The 18643-nt window shown below is 72.4% G+C and carries 19 protein-coding genes; 9 read left to right on the forward strand and 10 right to left on the reverse strand.

Annotated elements, in window-relative coordinates; genetic code table 11:
• Positions 1 to 16 precede the first annotated feature (16 nt).
• The 3 genes from ACN27G_RS23935 to ACN27G_RS23945 all read left to right on the forward strand — a co-directional run bounded on the left by ACN27G_RS23935 (position 17) and on the right by ACN27G_RS23945 (position 3579).
• Positions 17 to 1144, forward strand: a complete 1128-nt coding sequence (locus tag ACN27G_RS23935; RefSeq protein ID WP_421495008.1) for an FG-GAP-like repeat-containing protein — start codon at positions 17 to 19, stop codon at positions 1142 to 1144.
• A 41-nt stretch (positions 1145 to 1185) separates the two neighbouring features.
• Positions 1186 to 2301, forward strand: a complete 1116-nt coding sequence (locus ACN27G_RS23940; protein ID WP_421495009.1) for an FG-GAP-like repeat-containing protein — start codon at positions 1186 to 1188, stop codon at positions 2299 to 2301.
• Positions 2302 to 2478: 177 nt separating this feature from the next.
• The gene (locus tag ACN27G_RS23945; RefSeq protein ID WP_421495010.1) at positions 2479 to 3579 is read left to right on the forward strand and encodes an FG-GAP-like repeat-containing protein; all 1101 of its coding nucleotides are present in this window, start codon (positions 2479 to 2481) and stop codon (positions 3577 to 3579) included.
• A 54-nt stretch (positions 3580 to 3633) separates the two neighbouring features.
• On the opposite strand, the gene ACN27G_RS23950 is transcribed toward ACN27G_RS23945, so the two are convergent.
• From ACN27G_RS23950 to ACN27G_RS23960, 3 genes are all read right to left on the reverse strand, one after another.
• On the reverse strand, positions 3634 to 5334 hold the full coding sequence (locus ACN27G_RS23950; protein ID WP_421497436.1) for a 3-hydroxyacyl-CoA dehydrogenase family protein: 1701 nt from the start codon (positions 5332 to 5334) through the stop codon (positions 3634 to 3636).
• A 165-nt stretch (positions 5335 to 5499) separates the two neighbouring features.
• Positions 5500 to 6633 carry an alpha/beta fold hydrolase gene (locus ACN27G_RS23955; RefSeq protein WP_421495011.1) on the reverse strand — a complete coding sequence of 378 codons (1134 nt, stop codon included), beginning with the start codon at positions 6631 to 6633 and terminating at the stop codon, positions 5500 to 5502.
• 111 nt (positions 6634 to 6744) lie between these two features.
• A complete protein-coding gene (locus ACN27G_RS23960; protein WP_421495012.1) occupies positions 6745 to 7290 on the reverse strand; it encodes an FHA domain-containing protein in 546 nt (181 codons plus the stop codon).
• Positions 7291 to 7524: 234 nt separating this feature from the next.
• On the opposite strand from ACN27G_RS23960, the gene ACN27G_RS23965 reads away from it, so the two are divergent.
• Positions 7525 to 9012 (forward strand): aldehyde dehydrogenase family protein, encoded by a 1488-nt coding sequence (locus ACN27G_RS23965; RefSeq protein ID WP_421497437.1) that lies wholly within the window; start codon positions 7525 to 7527, stop codon positions 9010 to 9012.
• 79 nt (positions 9013 to 9091) lie between these two features.
• On the forward strand, positions 9092 to 9751 hold the full coding sequence (locus ACN27G_RS23970; protein ID WP_421495013.1) for a class I SAM-dependent methyltransferase: 660 nt from the start codon (positions 9092 to 9094) through the stop codon (positions 9749 to 9751).
• 27 nt (positions 9752 to 9778) lie between these two features.
• On the opposite strand, the gene ACN27G_RS23975 is transcribed toward ACN27G_RS23970, so the two are convergent.
• From ACN27G_RS23975 to nucS, 4 genes are all read right to left on the reverse strand, one after another.
• Complete coding sequence (locus tag ACN27G_RS23975; RefSeq protein ID WP_421495014.1) at positions 9779 to 10624, reverse strand: MauE/DoxX family redox-associated membrane protein; 846 nt, start codon at positions 10622 to 10624, stop codon at positions 9779 to 9781.
• Between the two features lie 84 nt (positions 10625 to 10708).
• Positions 10709 to 11311 carry a cell wall protein gene (locus tag ACN27G_RS23980; RefSeq protein WP_421495015.1) on the reverse strand — a complete coding sequence of 201 codons (603 nt, stop codon included), beginning with the start codon at positions 11309 to 11311 and terminating at the stop codon, positions 10709 to 10711.
• A gap of 13 nt (positions 11312 to 11324) precedes the next feature.
• A complete protein-coding gene (locus ACN27G_RS23985; RefSeq protein WP_421495016.1) occupies positions 11325 to 11735 on the reverse strand; it encodes a hypothetical protein in 411 nt (136 codons plus the stop codon).
• A 195-nt stretch (positions 11736 to 11930) separates the two neighbouring features.
• Positions 11931 to 12590 (reverse strand): endonuclease NucS, encoded by a 660-nt coding sequence (gene nucS, locus ACN27G_RS23990; RefSeq protein WP_421495017.1) that lies wholly within the window; start codon positions 12588 to 12590, stop codon positions 11931 to 11933.
• Between the two features lie 100 nt (positions 12591 to 12690).
• On the opposite strand from nucS, the gene ACN27G_RS23995 reads away from it, so the two are divergent.
• From ACN27G_RS23995 to ACN27G_RS24005, 3 genes are read left to right on the forward strand one after another with little or no spacing between them, the layout of a single operon-like run.
• Positions 12691 to 13326: a DUF4126 domain-containing protein gene (locus ACN27G_RS23995; protein WP_421495018.1), complete on the forward strand. Its 636-nt coding sequence runs from the start codon at positions 12691 to 12693 to the stop codon at positions 13324 to 13326.
• A 7-nt stretch (positions 13327 to 13333) separates the two neighbouring features.
• Positions 13334 to 14182 (forward strand): ABC transporter ATP-binding protein, encoded by an 849-nt coding sequence (locus ACN27G_RS24000; RefSeq protein WP_421495019.1) that lies wholly within the window; start codon positions 13334 to 13336, stop codon positions 14180 to 14182.
• On the forward strand, positions 14179 to 15036 hold the full coding sequence (locus ACN27G_RS24005) for an ABC transporter permease (RefSeq protein ID WP_421495020.1): 858 nt from the start codon (positions 14179 to 14181) through the stop codon (positions 15034 to 15036). The genes ACN27G_RS24000 and ACN27G_RS24005 overlap by 4 nt, the downstream gene beginning before the upstream one ends.
• Positions 15037 to 15064: 28 nt before the next feature.
• Here ACN27G_RS24005 and ACN27G_RS24010 read toward each other — a convergent pair whose 3' ends face one another.
• Together ACN27G_RS24010 and ACN27G_RS24015 are read right to left on the reverse strand one after the other, a co-directional pair.
• Complete coding sequence (locus ACN27G_RS24010) at positions 15065 to 15913, reverse strand: 3-hydroxyacyl-CoA dehydrogenase family protein (protein ID WP_421495021.1); 849 nt, start codon at positions 15911 to 15913, stop codon at positions 15065 to 15067.
• A gap of 95 nt (positions 15914 to 16008) precedes the next feature.
• Complete coding sequence (locus ACN27G_RS24015) at positions 16009 to 16569, reverse strand: NADPH-dependent FMN reductase (RefSeq protein ID WP_421495022.1); 561 nt, start codon at positions 16567 to 16569, stop codon at positions 16009 to 16011.
• Between the two features lie 102 nt (positions 16570 to 16671).
• Here ACN27G_RS24015 and ACN27G_RS24020 point away from each other — a divergent pair, with 102 nt between their 5' ends.
• Positions 16672 to 17196 (forward strand): MarR family winged helix-turn-helix transcriptional regulator, encoded by a 525-nt coding sequence (locus tag ACN27G_RS24020; RefSeq protein ID WP_421495023.1) that lies wholly within the window; start codon positions 16672 to 16674, stop codon positions 17194 to 17196.
• Between the two features lie 17 nt (positions 17197 to 17213).
• Here the strand turns inward: ACN27G_RS24020 and murA are convergent, their stop codons facing one another.
• Complete coding sequence (murA, locus tag ACN27G_RS24025; RefSeq protein WP_421497438.1) at positions 17214 to 18584, reverse strand: UDP-N-acetylglucosamine 1-carboxyvinyltransferase; 1371 nt, start codon at positions 18582 to 18584, stop codon at positions 17214 to 17216.
• Positions 18585 to 18643: the final 59 nt, after the last annotated feature.

Consider the following 18643-nt stretch of genomic DNA (forward strand, 5'->3'; position numbering starts at 1 on the left):
CTACCAGGGAGGGGCCATGTGGCGTAGACGTACCGCCCTGGCGATGGTGATCGTGGTCGTGGCCGCGACGGGCGGAGGGGTGGCCTGGGCGCCGCCGCTGGCCTGGGCCGGCGGCCGGGGCGAGCAGGTCTTCGGCGACGTCAACGGCGACGGCTTCACCGACCGGGTCACCCTCGGCCTGGTCCAGCCCGACTTCTGCTCCGTCATCGTGGAACACGGCACCGCCTCCGGCGGCTACCGGCTACCCGTCGCCTCGGTCTACCTGCGGCCGGGTGGTACCGGGATCGGCACCCGCTGCCCGGAGCTGGGCGTGGCCGTCGACCTGAACGGAGACCGGCGGGAGGAACTGGTCGTGGCCTGGTATCCGGGACCGCCACCGACCGTGCCGTACAACCTGATGTACCTGGACAACTCCTTCCGGCCGGCGTCCGGCCTGCTCTCGGCGATCTTCGCGCCCTACCACCTCGGCACCGACGACTTCGACGGCGACGGCCGGGAGGACGTCTACGCGATCACCGACCAGGGGCAGGGCATCGAGACGTACCTCAACCAGGGCAACGGCACGCTGGTGCAGGGGCCGACGCAGTGGTGCGGCATGCCGATCGACTACAACCTGGCCGACTTCGACCTGGACGGCGCCACCGACCTGGTCAACAGCTACAGCGAGCGCTGCCGGTCGAGCACCTTCAACAGCGGCGTCGTGGTGGTGCTCGACGACGGCACGCCGCAGGAACTCCAGCACGACCTGGTCGGCGTGGAGACCTGGACCAGCCAGGTGGTCAACGCCAACGGCGACCGCCTCCGGGACATCCGCACCGTCTCCCGGCTGACCGGAGCGATCGAGTTCTTCATCGGCACCCCGAGCGGCAGGTTCGTCCGGTCCCCCAAGGCGAACACCGACTCCGTCACGCTCACCGGCACCAAGGCGGTGGCGATCGACGTCCTCGCGAACGACTACGTCAGCTCGCGGGCCACGGTCACCATCAGCACGCCGCCGCGGTACGGCACCGTCCAGGTCATCAGCGACCGTCGCATCGTCTACCGCCCCCGGGCCGACCATGGCGCAACCGATCGGTTCACGTACCAGCTCACGGATGGCGACCACCGCAGCAGCGGGGTCGTCTATCTGCGGTGGACCGGATAGCCCGACCCTGGAGGGGGTTGGCGAGGCCAGGGAGGCGGACCATGAGGGGTAGGCGGGTCGCCGCCGTCGCCATGGCGGCAATCATCACGACAGCCGGTGCGGTGGGCACGGACGCGCCCGGTGCCGCCGCGGGCGGCCCGGGCGAGGCGATCATCGCCGACGTGAACGGGGACGCCCACCCGGACAGGGTGGTGCTCGACCACCTCGTCGGGGCCTCGACGTCCTGCCGGGCGGTGGTCGGTCTGGGGTTGCCCGGCGGCGGCTACGGGGCGGGGCGGCCGTACACCTACCTCTCCCTGCCGGCCGCCGAGCCCAACTGCCCGGACATGGGAGTGGGGCTCAACCTCGACGCCGACCCGCCGGCCGAACTCGCGGTCACCTGGTTCGCCGGCCCGCCGAGCACGGTCCCGCACACCCTGCTGGCACTTGACAACTTCCAGGTCTCGGGCGGCTTCAACACCATCTACCAGCCCAGCTTCATCGGCACCGCCGACTTCAACGGCGACGGCCGGCAGGACGTCTACCAGTGGACCGACCAGGGCGAGGGGTTCGCCACCTACCTGGCCACCGGCACCGGCACGCTGACGCCCGGCCCGGTGCGGCACTGCTCCGGGCCGCTGACCAGCCGGCTCGCCGACTTCAACCGCAACGGCGCGATGGACGTGGCGATCGCGTACGTCGAGGGCTGCGGCGACTACTTCAGCGGGGTGGTGGTGGTCCTCGACGACGGCCGGCTGATTCACCTGCACACCGACGTCGAGGGGTTCGCGAGTTGGACCGCCGAGACGGGGGACGCCAACCGGGACGGCGTGCCGGACGTGACCACCCACAACGACCTGACCGGTGAGGTCGCCACCTTCATCGGGGTGGGCAACGGCACCTTCGTCCGGTCGCCGGTCGCGATCCGCGACTATCCGACGGTGAGCGGGCTGAAGGCGACCGGCATCGTGGTGCTCGGCAACGACTTCGCCGCCACCGACCGGGTCAGGGTGAGCATCTGGACGCCGCCCCGGCACGGCACGGTGAAGGTCACCACGAACGGCACCGTGATCTACACCCCCCATCCGGTGCACGGCGGGACCGACGTCTTCATCTACCGGCTCACCCAGGACGGCCGGACCAGCAACGCCGCGGTCAGCCTGCGGATCGTCGGCTGAACGCGGACGCGGGCAGGGCGGGCCGGACCCGCCCTGCCCGCGTCGGTACCCATGGACAGGCCGCCGAAACAGCGTGTCACATTACGGTCAGCACATAGTTGATTGCTCTGCGTGCGCCCTATTCTCCACCAGGAAAGCGATTTGTCCCGAAGCGCCAACTGGGTCGGAGGAGGCACCATGTGGAGCCGACGCATCACCATCTTCGCGGTCGCGGTCGGGGTGGCCACCGCCACCGTCGGCCTGACCGCGCCGCCCGCACTCGCGGGCTGGCAGGACGAGCCGATCGTCGCCGACGTCAACGGGGACGGCCGGCCGGACCGGAACACCCTCGGCACCGCGCCCGGCGCGTCCGGCTGCGTGGTACGGGTCGAACTCGGCCGCCCCGGCGGCGGCTACGGCCCGGCACAGTCGTACCCGTACCTGCCGTCGGCCGAGTACTGCCCGGACATGGGGGTCGGGCTCGACCTCGACAGCGACGCCGCCAACGAACTCGTGGTCACCTGGTTCGCCGGTCCGCCGCCGTCGATCGACGACACCCTGCTGCTGCTGGACGGCTTCCGGGTCGTCCGCGGCTTCGACACCATCTGGCAGCCCAGCTACATCGGCACCGCCGACTTCAACGGCGACGGGCGGCAGGACGTCTACGAGTGGACCGACCAGGGCGAGGGGTTCGCCACCTACCTGGCCACCGCCGGCGGCACGCTGACGCCCGGCCCGGTGCGGTACTGCTCCGGCCGGCCACAGCACCACCTGGCCGACTTCGACCGCGACGGCGCGATGGACGTGACGATCGCGTACGCCGAGGGCTGCGGCGACTACTTCACCGGCGTGGTCGTGGTGTTGGACGACGGCACCGTGCTGGATCTGCACGGCGACGCCTACGGCGACGAGTCCTGGAGCGTCGCGGTGGCGGACCGCAACGGCGACGGGATCCTGGACGTCGTCACCACCAGCGACGTGACCGCGGCGCAGACGGTCTTCATCGGCACCGGCACCGGCGGGTTCGTGACGGCGCCGCGGGCGGTCCGGGACAACCCCCGGGTCAGCGCGGTCAAGGCGACCGGCATCCCGGTGCTGGCCAACGACTTCGCCACCGGCACCACCCGGCTCACCATCGTCACTCCGCCGGCGCACGGCACCGTGCAGGTCACCACCGGCCGGACGGTCATCTACCGGCCGAACGGCGACCGCCGGGCCGGCAGCGACCGCTTCGTCTACCGGCTCACCGACGGCGGCCGGAGCAGCAACGCCGCCGTCAGTCTGCGGATCGCCCGGTAGCGGCCCGGCCACGGTCACGCGGCCGCGCGATCGCCCGGCGACACCGGCGGGGAGTCACTCCGCCGGTTGTCCCCGGAACGTTCGGCCGGCGGTGACCACCTGTTCGAGCAGCGGAGCCGGGGCGAGCCCCGGCTCCCGGGACTCCCGGTAGAGCCGCAGCTGGATCCGCAGCGCCGCCTCCGGACCGAGCCGGTCGAGCACCTCGAACGGGCCGGTCGGATAGCCGCAGCCCAGCGTCATCGCGTGGTCGATGTCCTCCACCGTGGCGTACGACGCCTCCAGCATCCGCACGGCGTCGTTCAGGTAGGGGTGCAGCAGCGCCCGCACCACGAACCCGGCCCGGTCCCCGCAGACCACCCCGGCGCGGCCCAGCTTGGCGCAGACCGCGCGGGCGGTCGCGACCGCCTCCGGCGAGGAGCGGACGGTACGCACGATCTCCACCACCGCGCCGGCCGGGGTCGGGTCGAGCAGGTGCAGCCCGACCACCTCGGCCGGCCGGCGGGCGGCCATCGCGATGTCGATCACCGGAAGGGTGCCGGTGGTGGCGAGCAGCGCATCCGGCTTGCAGACCTCGGCCAGTTCGGCGAAGAGCGCCCGCTTGGCGGCGAGTTCGTCGGCGACCGCCTCGACGACCAGGTCGGCATCGGCCACCGCGGTCAGCCCCGGCGACCCCCCGGAGGGCGCGGCGCCCCGGGCGACCACGACCACGTCGTAGCCGGCTCGCCCGAAGAGCTCGCCGAGCCCGGCGGCGGCCTCCCCCGACCCGACCACCCCGACCCGGCGCACCGGACGGGCACCGTCCGGCGCCGCCGGGGTCTGCCCGTCGGCTACCACGGTGCCCGAACCGGGCCGCTCGTACCGGTAGAAGCCCGCACCGGACTTGCGGCCGAGCAGTCCCGCCGTGACCATCTGGCGCAGCAGCGGCACCGGCGCGTGCCGGCGGTCCCGACCACCGCGCCGGTACATGGTCTCCAGGATCTCGTACGCCGTGTCCAGGCCGATCAGGTCGAGCAGGGCCAGCGGCCCCATCGGCAGCCCGGCACCCAGCCGCATCGCGGTGTCGATCTCCTCGCGGCCGGCGTACCCCGACTCGACCATCCCGACGGCCTGGTTGAGATAGCCGAAGAGCAGGGCGTTGGCGACGAAACCGGCCCGGTCGGCGATGGTCACCGCGACCTTGCCGAGCCGGGCGCAGAGCTGCTGCACCGCGCCGACCACCTCGACCGAGGTGGTCACGGTCCGGACCACCTCGACCAGCTTCATCACCGGCGCGGGGTTGAAGAAGTGCATCCCCACCACCCGGTCCGGCCGGCCGGTCGCGACGGCGATCTCGGTGACGCTCAACGAGGAGGTGTTGCTGGCCAGGATCGTCGCCGGCCGGCATATCCGGTCCAGGTCGGCGAAGAGCCGCCGCTTCAGGTCGAGCCGCTCCGGTACCGCCTCGATCACCAGGTCGACCTCGGCGAGCGCGGGCAGCCCCACCGCGAAGGTGACCCGGCCCAGCAGGGCGTCCCGGTCGGCGCCGCTCAGCCGCCCCCGGGCGACCGCCCGGTCGGTGGAGCGGGTCAGGGTGGCGCGGCCCCGGTCGAGGGCCTCCCCGGTGATCTCGACGGCGACCACCCGGAGACCGCCGCGGGCGAAGACCTCGGCGATGCCGGCGCCCATGGTGCCGAGCCCGACGACGCCGACCGTGGCGAGGGGAGCGCCCTGCGCACCGGGCCCGCTCGGGGTGCCGCCGGCACCGGGCCCGCTCAGGGTGCCGCCGGCACCGGGCCCGCTCAGGGTGCCGCCGGCACCGGGCCCGCTCGGGGTGCCGCCGGCACCGAATCGGCTCGGGGTGCCGCCGCCGGCACCGGTCGTTCCGCCTGCCACCCGTGGCCTCCCGCACCGTCACGAGCGGCCGCCTGAACGGCCGCTAAGTCACTGCGGCGAGTCTGCCACGGCCCGCCCGGCGGCCTCGACCCGGTGCGTCCCCGACACCAGGTCCCGCAGGGCGGCGGCGAACTCGGTGGGGCGCTCGATGGTGGGCGAGTGGCCGCAACCGGCAAGAACGATCTCCCGGTAGCTGCCGCCCGCCGCCGCGTACCGGTCCAGCACCGCCCGGGTCTGCCCGATCATCGGCTGCGGCGGGCACGCCTCCGCCCCGGGCCAGCCGGGCAGTACGCCGAGCGCGCCGAGCTGCGCCAGGTCGAAGAGGGAGGTGTCCGAGACGATCGCGTCGGCGTCGCCGCGTACCCAGGTGATCGGCGGCTTCCCGGCGACGGCGACCAGCTCGTCCGCGATCCGGAAGTGGTTCGGCGCCAGGGTGTTGAGCACGCCCCGGTCCCCCGGCGCCACCCCCGGCCAGTTGTCGCTGGACCGGTGCGTGCCCGGATAGTTGTCGTCGCCGGTCGCGGTGGAGAGCACGGAGTCGAGCAGCAGTTCCTCGTCCGCGCCGAGGCTGGCCGGGTCGGCGACGTAGGCGGTGCGCAGCACCGTACGCGGACTGGTCCGCTCGTCGGCGCTCCGGTCACCGGCGGCCAGCCGGCGGACGAAGTCGGGGTTCGCCGTGCCGCCGCCGGTGCCGGCGAAGTCCGGGGTGGTCGGGGTGCCGACCAGGTCCCGGGTGCCGCCGAAGCCGTACGGCGAGACCGGCGCCGCCAGCAGCAACCCGGCCACCCGCCCGGGGTGGTCCACCAGCAGCCGCATCGCCACGCCACCGCCGAGCGAGTGCCCGACCACCACCGGCCGGGCGCCCGCCACGCCGGAGCGGGTGGCGTCGAAGAGGGTCGGGGCGAAGAGGGTCGGCTCGTCGAGCAGCGCGGCGACGTCGTCGGTGAAGACCCCCAGCCCTCGCGTCGCGTCCACCGGCGCGACCTCGGTGCCGCCGTAGCCGCGCAGGTCGGGGGCGACCAGGCGCAGATCCGCCGGTAGGTGCCGGAGCAACGGTCGCCAGAAGTCGGCGGACGAGCAGTTGCCGTGGATCAGCAGTACCGGGCGGCCGTCCGGCGGGCCCGCCACCAGGACCCGCTGCCGGATGCCGTTCGCCGAAATCTCGTGTGCCCGGATCTCCATCCGGGCGATGATGCCAGCCGGCACCTGCTGCGGACATGTGGCCCGGCCCCATATCCCGGCCCGGGCACATGACCGGGTGTGCCACCTGCGGTCGGAGCACGTGCGCCCAGGTCATCCGAGGGCGAGGTACGCCCAGGCCATTCCGCCGGCGAGCACGACGCAACCACCGATCATCAGGAGCATCCGGCGGGACCGCCCGGCAGGCGTACCGATCAGTTGGGTCGGTGCGGCGAGCGCGCCGGCCGCCGACGCCGGACCGCCGGCACCGGCCGGCACGAGCGGGGGTGCGGGCGCGGGCGGCCCGAGCAGGTCGCGGTACGTGCCGAGGCGGTCGGTCGCGGCGGCTCCGGGATCGAAGAAGCGCAGCTCCAGGTTGCCCAGCCGGATCCGGTCACCGTCCCGCAGCTCGCCGTGCCCGCGGAGTCGTTCGTCGTTGATCCACGTCCCGTTCGTCGATCCGGTGTCGGTCAACACCACCCGGCCGGCGGCGAGTTCGACAGTGGCGTGCCGGCGGCTCACCTTCGGGTCGTCCAGCAGCACGTCGGCGCCGTCTTCCCGACCGATCCGGCGCAACCCCGGACCGAGCCGGAAGCTCGCACCTCGCAGCGACCCACTGGTCACGGTCAGTATCGGCAACAGCTCGTGTTCATCGGACATGGATGTCTCCATCCGGTTCCACCCCCCACACCGACGCGGCAACGTCGGCCCCCGGCCAGCTTCCCACCCGGAACGGCCGGGTTCCACGTCCCGCCGGGTCGAACCGCACCGACCGGCAGGGGACCGCGACCTCGCCGGTTCGGCCGATGCGGCGCCGCCGCGTACTTACCCGCGGGTAATCCTCGGGTCTAGACTCCCGTCATGACGACCGCGCACGCTCCCGGCGCACCCGGAATGCACGCTCCCGGCGTACCGCGGGTCTCCGACGGAGAGCTGATCTCCACCAACCCCGCCACCGGGGAACTGGCCGGGCGGTTCCCGGTCGCGGACGCCGATGGTGTCGGCCGGGCCGTCGAACGGGCCCGGGTCGCGGCGGACTGGTGGGCGGGGCTCGGCTTCACCGGCCGGCGCACCCGGTTGCTGCGCTGGCGGGCGCTGATGGCCAACCGGATCACCGAACTCGCCGAACTGTCCCACCTGGAGACCGGCAAGCCGGTCGTCGAAGCCGTGGTCGAGACGGTCAGTGCCATCGACCACCTCGACTGGGCCGCCCGGAACGCCAAGCGGGTGCTCGGACCCCGCCGGGTGCGCTCCCGGCTCTCCGTGGCCGAGTTCTCCGCCCGGCTCGAATACCAGCCGTTCGGGGTGGTCGGTGTGATCGGCCCGTGGAACTACCCGGTACTCACCCCGCTGGGTTCCATCGGCTACGCCCTCGCCGCCGGGAACGCGGTCGTCTGCAAGCCGAGCGAATACACCCCCGCCGTCGGCCAGTGGCTCGTGGACACCTTCGCCGAGGTCGTGCCCGAGCAGCCGGTGCTGCAGGCGGTGCAGGGGCTCGGCGAGGTCGGCGCCGCGCTCTGCCGCTCCGGCATCGACAAGTTGGCCTTCACCGGCTCCACCCGTACCGCCAAACTGGTCATGGCCGCCTGCGCCGAGACGCTCACCCCGCTCGTCATCGAGGCCGGTGGCAAGGACGCCGCCATCGTCGACACCGACGCCGACCTGGACGCCGCCGCCGGGGCCTGCGTCTGGGGCGCCTTCACCAACGCCGGCCAGACCTGCATCGGCATCGAGCGTGCCTACGTCGCCGCGCCCGTCTACGACGCCTTCGTCGACAAGGTGGTGACCAGGGCCGGCCGGCTGACCGTCGGCCCGGACGACGCCGACCTCGGCCCGATCACCATGCCCGACCAGATCGCCACGATCCGCCGGCACATCGAGGACGCCATCGCGCGCGGCGGCCGGGCCGTACTCGGTGGCCCCGACGCCGTCCGGCCGCCGTACGTGCACCCGACGATCCTGGTCGACGTGCCGGAGGACGCCGAGGCCGTCCGCGAGGAGACCTTCGGCCCCACCCTCACCATCAGCCGGGTCAGCGACGCCGAGGAGGCGCTGACCCGCGCCAACGCCGCACAGTACGCCCTGGGTGGCGCGGTCTTCGGCCGGCGCCGGGCCACGCGGATCGCCGCCCGGATGCGCTCCGGGATGACCGCGATCAACTCCACCCTGACCTTCGTCGGGATGCCGACACTGCCCTTCGGCGGGATCGGCAACTCCGGCTTCGGCCGGATCCACGGCGCGGACGGGCTGCGCGAGTTCGCCCGCAGCAAGGCGGTGACCAGACGGCGCGGTCCCTCGCTGCTGCCGGCGATGACGTTCGAACGCACCCCGGCACACCTGGACCGTATCGTGAAGGCGGCCAAAATAATGTACGGGCGGTGATGACAGTCTGACCGATCGTGGCGACAAAAGGACGACTAAGGCATCCCTCGCCGCCTCTCGCATCGGTACCGTTCGCCCAATGGGACTGCACGCGTTGCGATTCCGCCTGGTCGACAGCGACAACTCCTGGGGTGCCCGGCGGCGACAGCGGCGGGCCGGATGGCTTGCGGAAACCTTCCCGGATCTGGCCCAGATGTCCGTCATCGACCTCGGCGGACGGCTCGGCACCTGGGTCCGGGCCCGGGTGCGCCCCAAACACGTGCACGTGGTGAACCTCGAGGAGGCCCCCGCCGACGTACCGGACTGGGCGGAGGTCGACCGGGGCGACGCCTGCGCGCTGCCCCGGCACATCGCCGGCCGCCGCTACGACCTCGTCTTCTCCAACTCGGTGCTGGAGCACGTCGGCGGGCACGAGCGCCGGCTGCGGTTCGCCGAGACCGTGCACGCGCTCGCCGACGCGCACTGGGTGCAGACCCCTTACCGCTACTTCCCGATCGAGCCGCACTGGATCGCCCCGGGCATGCAGTTCGCCCCGGTCCGGTTGCGGGTCGCGCTGGCCCGGCATTGGCCGCTGGCGCACACCCGGCCGGACTCCCGCGAGACCGCGATCCAGCAGGTGCTCTGGACCGAGCTGGTGGACCGGTCGCAGATGCGGCACTACTTCCCGCACTCGCGGATCCGGGCCGAACGGCTGGCCGGGATGATCAAGTCTCTGATCGCGGTCCGCACCGGCAGCTGAGCCGTCGGGCCGACCGGGGGCGCGGCGTCAGGTGGCGTACGCCCGCTCCCCGGCCAGGCTGACCAGCGTGGCCCCGGTCGAGTCGTCCACCACCGCGACCCGGACCCGCTCCGGTGCCACCTCCGCCGCCGGCACGGCGAAGACCGCCGTCGCCGGCCGGCCCTGGTAGCGGGCCGAGTAGCAGACCATCCGCCACGGATCCTCCAGCCAGTGCTCCCGGACGTCGGAGGTGAGCAGCGCGGCCACCTGCCGGTACGCGGCACTGAGCTGAAGCTGTTGCACGCTGGCCAGCAGCGGCACCCCGGAGCCGCCCCGCAGCGGGGAGGTGAGCCGGACCCGGAGCCGGCGCAGTGGCAGCAGCCAGGCCGAGTCGAACTCGGGAGAGAGCGCCACCACCACGGCCGCCTCGGCCAGCAGCACCCCGACCGCGCCGACCGGCCGGTCGAGCAGCACCGGCAGCCAGTGGGCGCCGCCGGCCGCCGCGCCCGCGAGCCCGGCCAGCACCAGCAGGCCGGCCCGGCCGATGCTGCGACCGGTGACCGGGGTGGCCCTGGCACTCAGGCAGCCGCACGACGCGCCGGGTGCGGCGCGGCGCGCGTACCAGAGGTAGCCGACGAAGCCGGTGGCCAGCCCGGCCGCCGCGAGCGGCTCGGCGACGGGAGCCGGCGGCAGCACCAGCAGGATGCCGAGCAGCAGCTCGACCCCGCCGAGCAGCCGGTACGCCGGCACCGCCCGCTCCTCGCCGACCAGCGTGCCGAGTGCCGAGCGGCGCGCCTGCCCGGCGGCCCGCCGGTCCAGCAGCTTGATCCGGGCCGACCAGATCAGCACGACGCCCACCAGCAGGGGCTGGAGCGCCGCCAGGAGTTGCAGCATGATGCCTCCTCTTCCAGGGGAAGAGGTGCAAGGAAGGGCCCCCGCATATCGTTTTCTGTTGTAGCGGGGGCCCTTCCTTGCACCTCAGTTGGCGGCGTAGACGGTGGCGATGCTGATCTCGTTGGTGTCGGGGTGCCAGGCGCCGATCACCTGGACGTGCCCGCCGACCCGGAGCAGCGACACGTCGGAGATGGCGGGCGTGCCGTTGTAGACGGCGGCGGTGGTGCCGGGTACGACGTGCCCGACCACCCGCCTGCCGTGGTGGTCGAGGTGCAGCACGTTGCGCCCGACCGAGACGATGTGCGCGGTCAGGTTGACGATGTTGGCCCAGAGCGAGTCGGCGGCGAGGGTGCCGTCGGGCAGCCGTACGCCCCGGACGTACATGCCGTCGCCCTTCTCCAACCGGTCGAAGGTGGTCGGCTGGAACTTCCAGATGCTGGTGCCGTTGGTGACCTGGATCCGGTGCAGCGCACCGTCCGAGGCGGCCAGCAGCACCACGGTGCCGGTGATCGAGGTGACCCGCCCCTCGGCGAAGTTGGGGTCGGGAGCCCCGGGTTCGAGCGTGACCGGTTCGGCGGCGAGGGCCGCCTCCGGGGCGAGCGGGCCGAGCACGGAGGCTCCGGCGAGGCCCGCGCCGCCGAGCACGGCGGTGCTGAGCAGCCGTCGACGGTCCATGGTGTTCGTCATCGCGGCTCCTCCCCTACACCGTGTCGACCGAGCACGGCCGCAGCCCGGTGGAGAGGCTGGCGATCGCGCTGTAGGCGGCCGGGGTCAGGTCGATGATGCGGTTCGTCCCGCAGGACGAGCCGCAGCAGGTGCGCTCGCCGCAGAAGAGGTCGGTCTGCGGCCCGCAGTCGGCGATCGAGGTGCGGACCCGGGCGCCGTTGCAGAGGTTGGTGGTGTAGTGGACGAACCCGCAGGTCCGGCGGGCCAGGCTGGGCCCGCAGACGTGCGGTCGGGTGATGTCCAGGCATGCCTGCGAGGTGTTCGGCCAGGCGTGCTGGAGGTTGCCGGATCTGCAGGTGCCGCAGGCACCGCCACCGGCCGTGCCGCAGGGGCCCCAGGAACTGCCGCAACAGAACCAGGACACCTCCCCGGTCACAGCTACCATGATCGGTCCTCCCTTCGGGGGTTTAAGGGAAACGACGTTGATCAATATTGACGCCAATTATTACGGCGGAAATGGCCAGCGTCAATCGATGTAACTGAAAGTTTTCTTCAGCTTCGGCGCGCGCCACCGCCCGCCCGGTCGGTCACTCCCGACCCGGGCGCGTCCGATCTGCGGTCAGCAGCGTCTGGCCTGCGCTCAGAAGAGCGTCAGCTCGTCGCGCTCGATGCCGCGCAGCCGGTCGTAGTCGACCACCACGCACCGGATGCCCCGGTCGGTGGCGAGCACCCGGGCCTGCGGCTTGATCTCCTGGGCGGCGAAGACGCCGCCGACCGGGGCGAGCAGCGGGTCGCGGTTGAGCAGCTCCAGATAGCGGGTGAGCTGCTCGACCCCGTCGATCTCACCCCGCCGCTTCACCTCCACCGCCACCGTGGCACCGACGCCGTCCCGGCAGAGCAGGTCGACCGGGCCGATCGCGGTCATGTACTCCCGGCGGATCAGCGTGAACCCGTCGCCCAGCGCGGTCGGGCTGGCGGCCAGCAACTCCTGCAGGTGCGCCTCCACGCCGTCCTTGCGCAGCCCGGGGTCCACCCCCAACTCGTACGACGAGTCCTGGAAGATCTCCTCCAGCGTGATCCGCAGCTCCTCGCCGGCCTTGTTGACCACCCGCCACACGCCGGGGGCCTCCTCCAGCCGACACGGCGGGCTCATCCAGTTGAGCGGCTTGTAGGCCCGGTCGTCGGCGTGGATCGAGACCGACCCGTCCGCCTTGACCATCAGCAACCGGGTCGCGGGCGGCAGGTGGGCCGAGAGCCGTCCGACGTAGTCCACCGAGCACCGCGCAATCACCAACCGCACCCGACGAGGGTAGCGGAAGCGTCGATCTCCACCCGACGCGCCGTGCTGGCGGGTCGGTGCCGGCGCGCCGGAGTGGCGGGTCGGTGCCATCCTGGTACCCGTGCTGGAAGCCCTCACCGGAACCGGCCTCGCCGCATCGGCCGGACTCAACGCGTACATCCCGCTGCTCACCATGGGCCTGCTCGCCAGGTACACCGAGGTCATACAGCTACCCAGCGGCTGGCAGTGGATCTCCAACGGCTGGGTGCTGGCGATCCTGGCGGTGCTGCTGGTGATCGAGGTGGTCGCCGACAAGGTGCCGGTGGTCGACCACGTCAACGACGTGGTGCAGACCGTGGTCCGGCCGACCGCCGGCGGGCTCGCCTTCGGCGCGGGTTCCGGGGCGGAGACGGTCACGGTCAGCGATCCGGGTGCCTTCTTCGGCTCCAGCCAGTGGGTGCCGGTGGCCATCGGGGTGCTGATCGCGCTCGGCGTGCACGGGTTGAAGGCGGCGGCCCGACCGGTGATCAACGCCGGTACGGCCGGCCTCGGCGCCCCGGTGGCGAGCACCGCCGAGGACGCCACGAGCGTGGTCTTCTCGCTGGCCGCGATCCTGCTGCCGGTGCTGGTGCTGCTCTTCCTGCTGGCCGTGCCGCTGCTGGTGCTCTGGGTGGTACGTCGTCGGCGCCGCCGCCGGGCGGAGCGGCAGGCCGCCCGGGAGGCCCGGTCTCCGGCACCGCCGGCCCGTCACGCATAGTTGACCCATGGCAGACCAGCTCGCGATCTCCGTACAGGGGTTGCGCAAGGCGTACGACGGGACGGTCGCCGTGGACGGCGTCGACCTGGCGGTGCACCGGGGCGAGGTCTTCGCCCTGCTCGGCCCGAACGGTGCCGGCAAGACCACCACGGTGGAGATCCTGGAGGGCTACCGGCGCCGGGACGCGGGCGAGGTCACCGTGCTCGGCGTCGACCCGGGCCGCGCCGACGCGCGGTGGCGGTCCCGGGTCGGCATCGTGCTCCAGGGCACCGGCGAGTTCGACGACCTCACGGCGGCCGAGGTGGTGCACCACTTCGCCGGCTTCTATCCCGACCCCGACGACCCGGACAAGGTCATCGAGCGGGTCGGGCTGGCCGGCAAGGCGAGGGCGCGCACCCACACCCTCTCCGGCGGGCAGAAGCGCCGGCTGGACGTGGCGCTGGGCATCATCGGCCGGCCCGAGCTGCTCTTCCTGGACGAGCCGACCACCGGCTTCGATCCGGAGGCCCGGCGCGAGTTCTGGGAGCTGATCCGCGACCTGGCCGCCGCCGGCACCACCATCGTGCTGACCACGCACTATCTGGACGAGGCCGAGGCGCTGGCCGACCGGGTGGGTGTGATCGCCGCCGGACGGCTGGTCGAGGTCGCCGCCCCGGGGCGGCTCGGCAACCGGGCCGAGGCCCTGGCGACGGTCTCCTGGCGTACCCCGGACGGCGGCCTGGAACGCGTCGAGAGTGCGACGCCGACGGCGCTGGTCGGCGAGCTGGCCGCGCGGTTCGGCGGCGAGGTGCCGGGGCTGACCGTCACCCGGCCCACCCTGGAGGACGTCTACCTACGGATGATCGGGCACCGATGAGCACCTCGACCACCGCACCGAGCAGCGCCACCACCCCGCCGACGTCCGCACCGGCCCGGCGGGTCGGGCCGGTCGCCCTGGGCCTGCGGCAGGGCCGGCTGGAGGTACGCCAGTTCCTGCGCAGCCGGGAGTCCGTGGTCTTCACCATGCTCTTCCCGGTAGTGATGATCATGATCTTCGCGTCGATCTTCAAGGGTGAGATCGGCGGCGGGGTCCGGTTCACGCAGTACTTCGTCACCGGCATGATCGCCACCGGCCTGATGACGGTCGGCTTCCAGAGCCTGGCGATCCAGATCCCGATCGAGCGGGACCGGGGAGTGCTGAAGCGGCTGCGTGGCACGCCGATGCCGAAGTGGGTCTACTTCGCCGGCAAGGTCGTCATGGTGGCCGTGATCGGTGTCGCCGAGACGGTGCTGCTGCTCGCGGTCGCCACCCTCCTCTTCGACCTCTCCCTGCCGGAGACCGCCGCCAGATGGCTCACCCTGCTCTGGGTCTCGGTGCTCGGCATCACCGCCTGCACGCTCTGCGGCATCGCCTTCTCCTCGCTGCCCCGTACCGGTCGGGGCGCCTCGGCGGTGGTCACCCCGGTCGCCCTGGTCCTCCAGTTCATCTCCGGGGTCTTCTTCGTCTTCACCAGCCTGCCGCCCTGGATGCAGCAGGTCGCGGCGATCTTCCCGCTGAAGTGGATGTGCCAGGGCCTGCGCGCGGTCTTCCTGCCCGAGTCGTTCGGCGCACAGGAGCCGGCCGGCTCCTTCGAGCTGACCCGGGTCGCGCTGGTGCTCGCCGCCTGGTGCGTCGTCGGCCTACTGCTCTGCCTGACCACCTTCCGCTGGACCAGCCGGCGCGACGGCTGAGCCGGCCCGCCCCGCCGTGCCCTCGGTCTCAGTACGAGTAGAAGCCCTTGCCGGTCTTCCGCCCCAGGTCACCGGCGGCCACCATCCGCTGGAGCAGCTCCGGCGGGAAGAACTTCTCGTCGGCGGTGTCCGCATAGATGTTCTTCGTCGCGTGCAGCAGCACGTCCGCACCGGTCAGGTCGGTGGTGGCCAGCGGGCCCATCGCGTGCCCGAAGCCGAGCCTGCAGGCGGTGTCCAGGTCCTCCGGCGAGATCACCCCGGACTCCACGAGCGCGATCGCCTCCATCACCAGGGCGGTGATCAGCCGGGTGGTGACGAAGCCGGCGATGTCCCGGTTGACCACCACGCAGGTCTTGCCGATCTCCTCGGCGAACGCCCGGGCGGTGGCCAGCGTCTCGTCGCTGGTCTTGTAGCCCCGGACCAGCTCGCAGAGCTTCATCATCGGCACCGGCGAGAAGAAGTGCGTGCCGACGACCGACTCCGGTCGGGCCGTCACCGCCGCGATCTGGGTGACCGGGATCGCCGAGGTGTTGGTGGCCAGCACCGCACCGGGCGCGCAGATCGTGTCCAGCGCCCGGAACACCTCCTGCTTGACCTCCAGGCGCTCGAAGACGGCCTCGACGACGATGTCGGCGTCGGCCGCCGCCTCCAGTTCGGTGGTCGGGGTGATCCGGTCCAGCGCCGCCTCGACGTCCGAGGCGTCGATGGTGCCCTTGGCCGCGAACTTCTCCAACGACGTACGGATGCCGGAGAGGCCCCGGCGGGTGGCGGCGTCGTCCAGATCGCGCAGGGTGACCTGCCACCCGGCCCGCGCCGCCACCTGCGCGATGCCCGAACCCATCAGACCGGCCCCGACGACCGCGAGTCGACCCGCCATCTCTGCACTCCTTCGGCTGGATTGTGTCCCTCCGGAGCACCCTAACCGGCGGGCCGGGCGCGACTACCGGCCGGTAACAGTTCTGGCCGACACCATCAACTGGCGCGCAGCGGGGCCAGCGCCCTGCTCCAGGTCACGGTCTGGTCCAGCACGGTGCCGAGCGCCTCCCGCTGGTAGTCACCCGGCGTGAAGGTGCTGAAGTTCTCGAAGTCGGTACGCAGCGTGAGCGTCACCTGGGCCCGCACGTCGGCCATCATCAGCTCGCCGGCGACCAGCCGCAGGTGCTCCACGGCCCGGGCGCCGCCGACGCTGCCGTAGCTGACGAAGCCGACGGCCTTGTTGTTCCACTCCGCGAAGAGGAAGTCGATGGCGTTCTTGAGCGCCCCCGAGGTGGAGTGGTTGTACTCCGGGGTCACGATGACGAAGCCGTCGAAGGAACCGATCTTGGCGGCCCACTCCAGGGTGTGCGGGTTGGCGTACTGGCCCATGCTCGGCGGGATCGCCTCGTCGAGGTGCGGCAGCTTGTAGTCGAGCAGGTCGACGAGCTCGTACTCCGCGTCGCCGCGCTGACGGGCGATGTCGTACACCCAGCGCGCCACGGCTTCGCCGTTGCGGCCCGGGCGGGTGCTGCCGAGGATGATGCCGATTCTGGTCATTACCGCAGTTTCCCTCCGAAGTGAGCGGCAGGTTGCTTGCCACGTCAAGCAAATAGTCAGATACTTGCTTTGTCAAGCAACTTCCGTGTTACTGTGTTCTCCATGACAGCGCCGTTGCGCCCGCTGAGCCGCGACGAGGAGGCCGTCGTCCGGGCCCTGAGCCGGGTGATCACCGTCGTCCCGCGGGCGCTGGACGCCGACCTCACCCGCGAGCAACGCCTGTCGATCAACGAGTACGGCGTCCTGATGCACCTCTCCGAGGCGCCCGACCGCCGGATGCGGATGAACGAGCTGGCCACCGCCGGCGACCTGTCGCTGAGCGGGATGACCCGGATCGTCGGCCGGCTGGAGCAGCAGGGCTTTGTCCAGCGGATCCGCTGCCCGGAGGACGCCCGGGGCTGGAACGCGGTGCTCACCGACGCCGGGCTGACCCGGCTGCGGGCGGCCTACCCGACCCACCTGGCCAGCGTCCGGCGGCACATCGTCGACCACCTCGACGGGCTCGACCTCGCCCAACTCGCGGACGCGCTGCGTCGGTTCGCCACCACCGGCACGTGTGCCGGGCACCCCGAGGCCGACGCCCGGGGGCCGGTACACCCCGACCCGGAGCCCGGATCCGCCCGCTGACCGGGCCGGCGGCCGGGTCATATCGTGAACGCCGGCTCTTCGGGAGCGGTCGCCCGCTCCACCTCGACGCCGAGGGACCGCAGGTCGGCGATGAAGTCCGGATAGCCCCGGTCGACGTGGTGCACGTGCGAGATCTCGGTGACCCCGTCGGCGCAGAGCCCGGCGATCACCAGCCCCGCACCGGCCCGGATGTCGGTGGCCCGGACCGGAGCGCTGGAGAGCCGCTCCCGACCGCGGACCACCGCGTGGTGCCCATCGGTCTTGATGTCCGCACCCAGCCGGGCCATCTCGTTCACGAACATGAACCGGCCGTCGAAGATGTTCTCGGTGACCAGCGAGGCCCCCTCGCTCACCGAGGCGAGCCCGATCGCCATCGGCAGCAGATCGGTGGCGAAGCCGGGATAGGGCAGCGTCACCACGTCGACGGCGGATGGCCGCCGGTCCAACTGCACCCGGAACGCGTCGGGCCGGGTCTCGACCAGGCAGCCGGCCGAGACCAGCTTGTCGAGGGCGATCTCCAGGAAGGCCGACTCGGCGCCGGTGACCGTGACGTCGCCCCTGGTCATCGCCGCCGCGAAGGCCCAGGTGCCGGCGACGATCCGGTCGCCGACGGTGGCGTGCCGGACGGGCCGCAGCTCGGGCACGCCCTCGATGCGCAGCATCGAGGTGCCGGCGCCGTCGATCCGGGCACCCATCCGGGTCAGCATGGTGCAGATGTCCACGATCTCCGGTTCCCGGGCGGCGTTGTCGATCTCGGTGACGCCCCTGGCCAGTACCGCCGCCATCACCAGGTTCTCCGTGGCGCCCACGCTCGGGAAGTCGAGCCAGATCGTCGCGCCGCGCAGCCCACGCGGCGCCGAGGCGATGACGAACCCGTGCTCGCCGGAGATCTCCGCACCCATCCGGGCCAGCCCGGCCACGTGCATGTCCAGCCCGCGCGAGCCGATGGCGTCGCCGCCGGGGTGGGCGACCCGGACGTATCCGCGCCGGGCCAGCAGCGGCCCGAGTACGCAGATCGAGGCGCGGAGCCGGCGCACCAGGTCGTAGTCCGCCTCGGTGCCCGGCTCGGCCGGCACGTCGATCGTCACCGAGCAGGAGCGGGGCGGGCCGCTGTCCGCGATCGCCACGCCACCTTCCACGATCGCCCCGTCGGCGCCCACCTCACCGCCCACGTCGTCGGCGAAGGAGACCTCGCAGCCGAGCCGCCGCAGCACCTCCGCCATGATCGCGATATCGGTGATCCGGGGCACATTCGTGATCACGCTCCGCCCGGGGGCGAGCAGCGCCGCGGCCATCAGCTTCAGCGCGGAGTTCTTGGCACCCACCACGTGCACCCGGCCGACCAGTCGGGCACCGCCACCGACTCTGATCACGTCCACGTCGCACATCGTAGAGTCGTCCGCGCCACCCGGCCCGGTACCGTCGGGCCAGCCCGCCGCCACCGGGG

The sequence above is a fragment of the Plantactinospora sp. WMMB334 genome (genome assembly GCF_049179095.1).
Classification (GTDB): domain Bacteria; phylum Actinomycetota; class Actinomycetes; order Mycobacteriales; family Micromonosporaceae; genus Plantactinospora.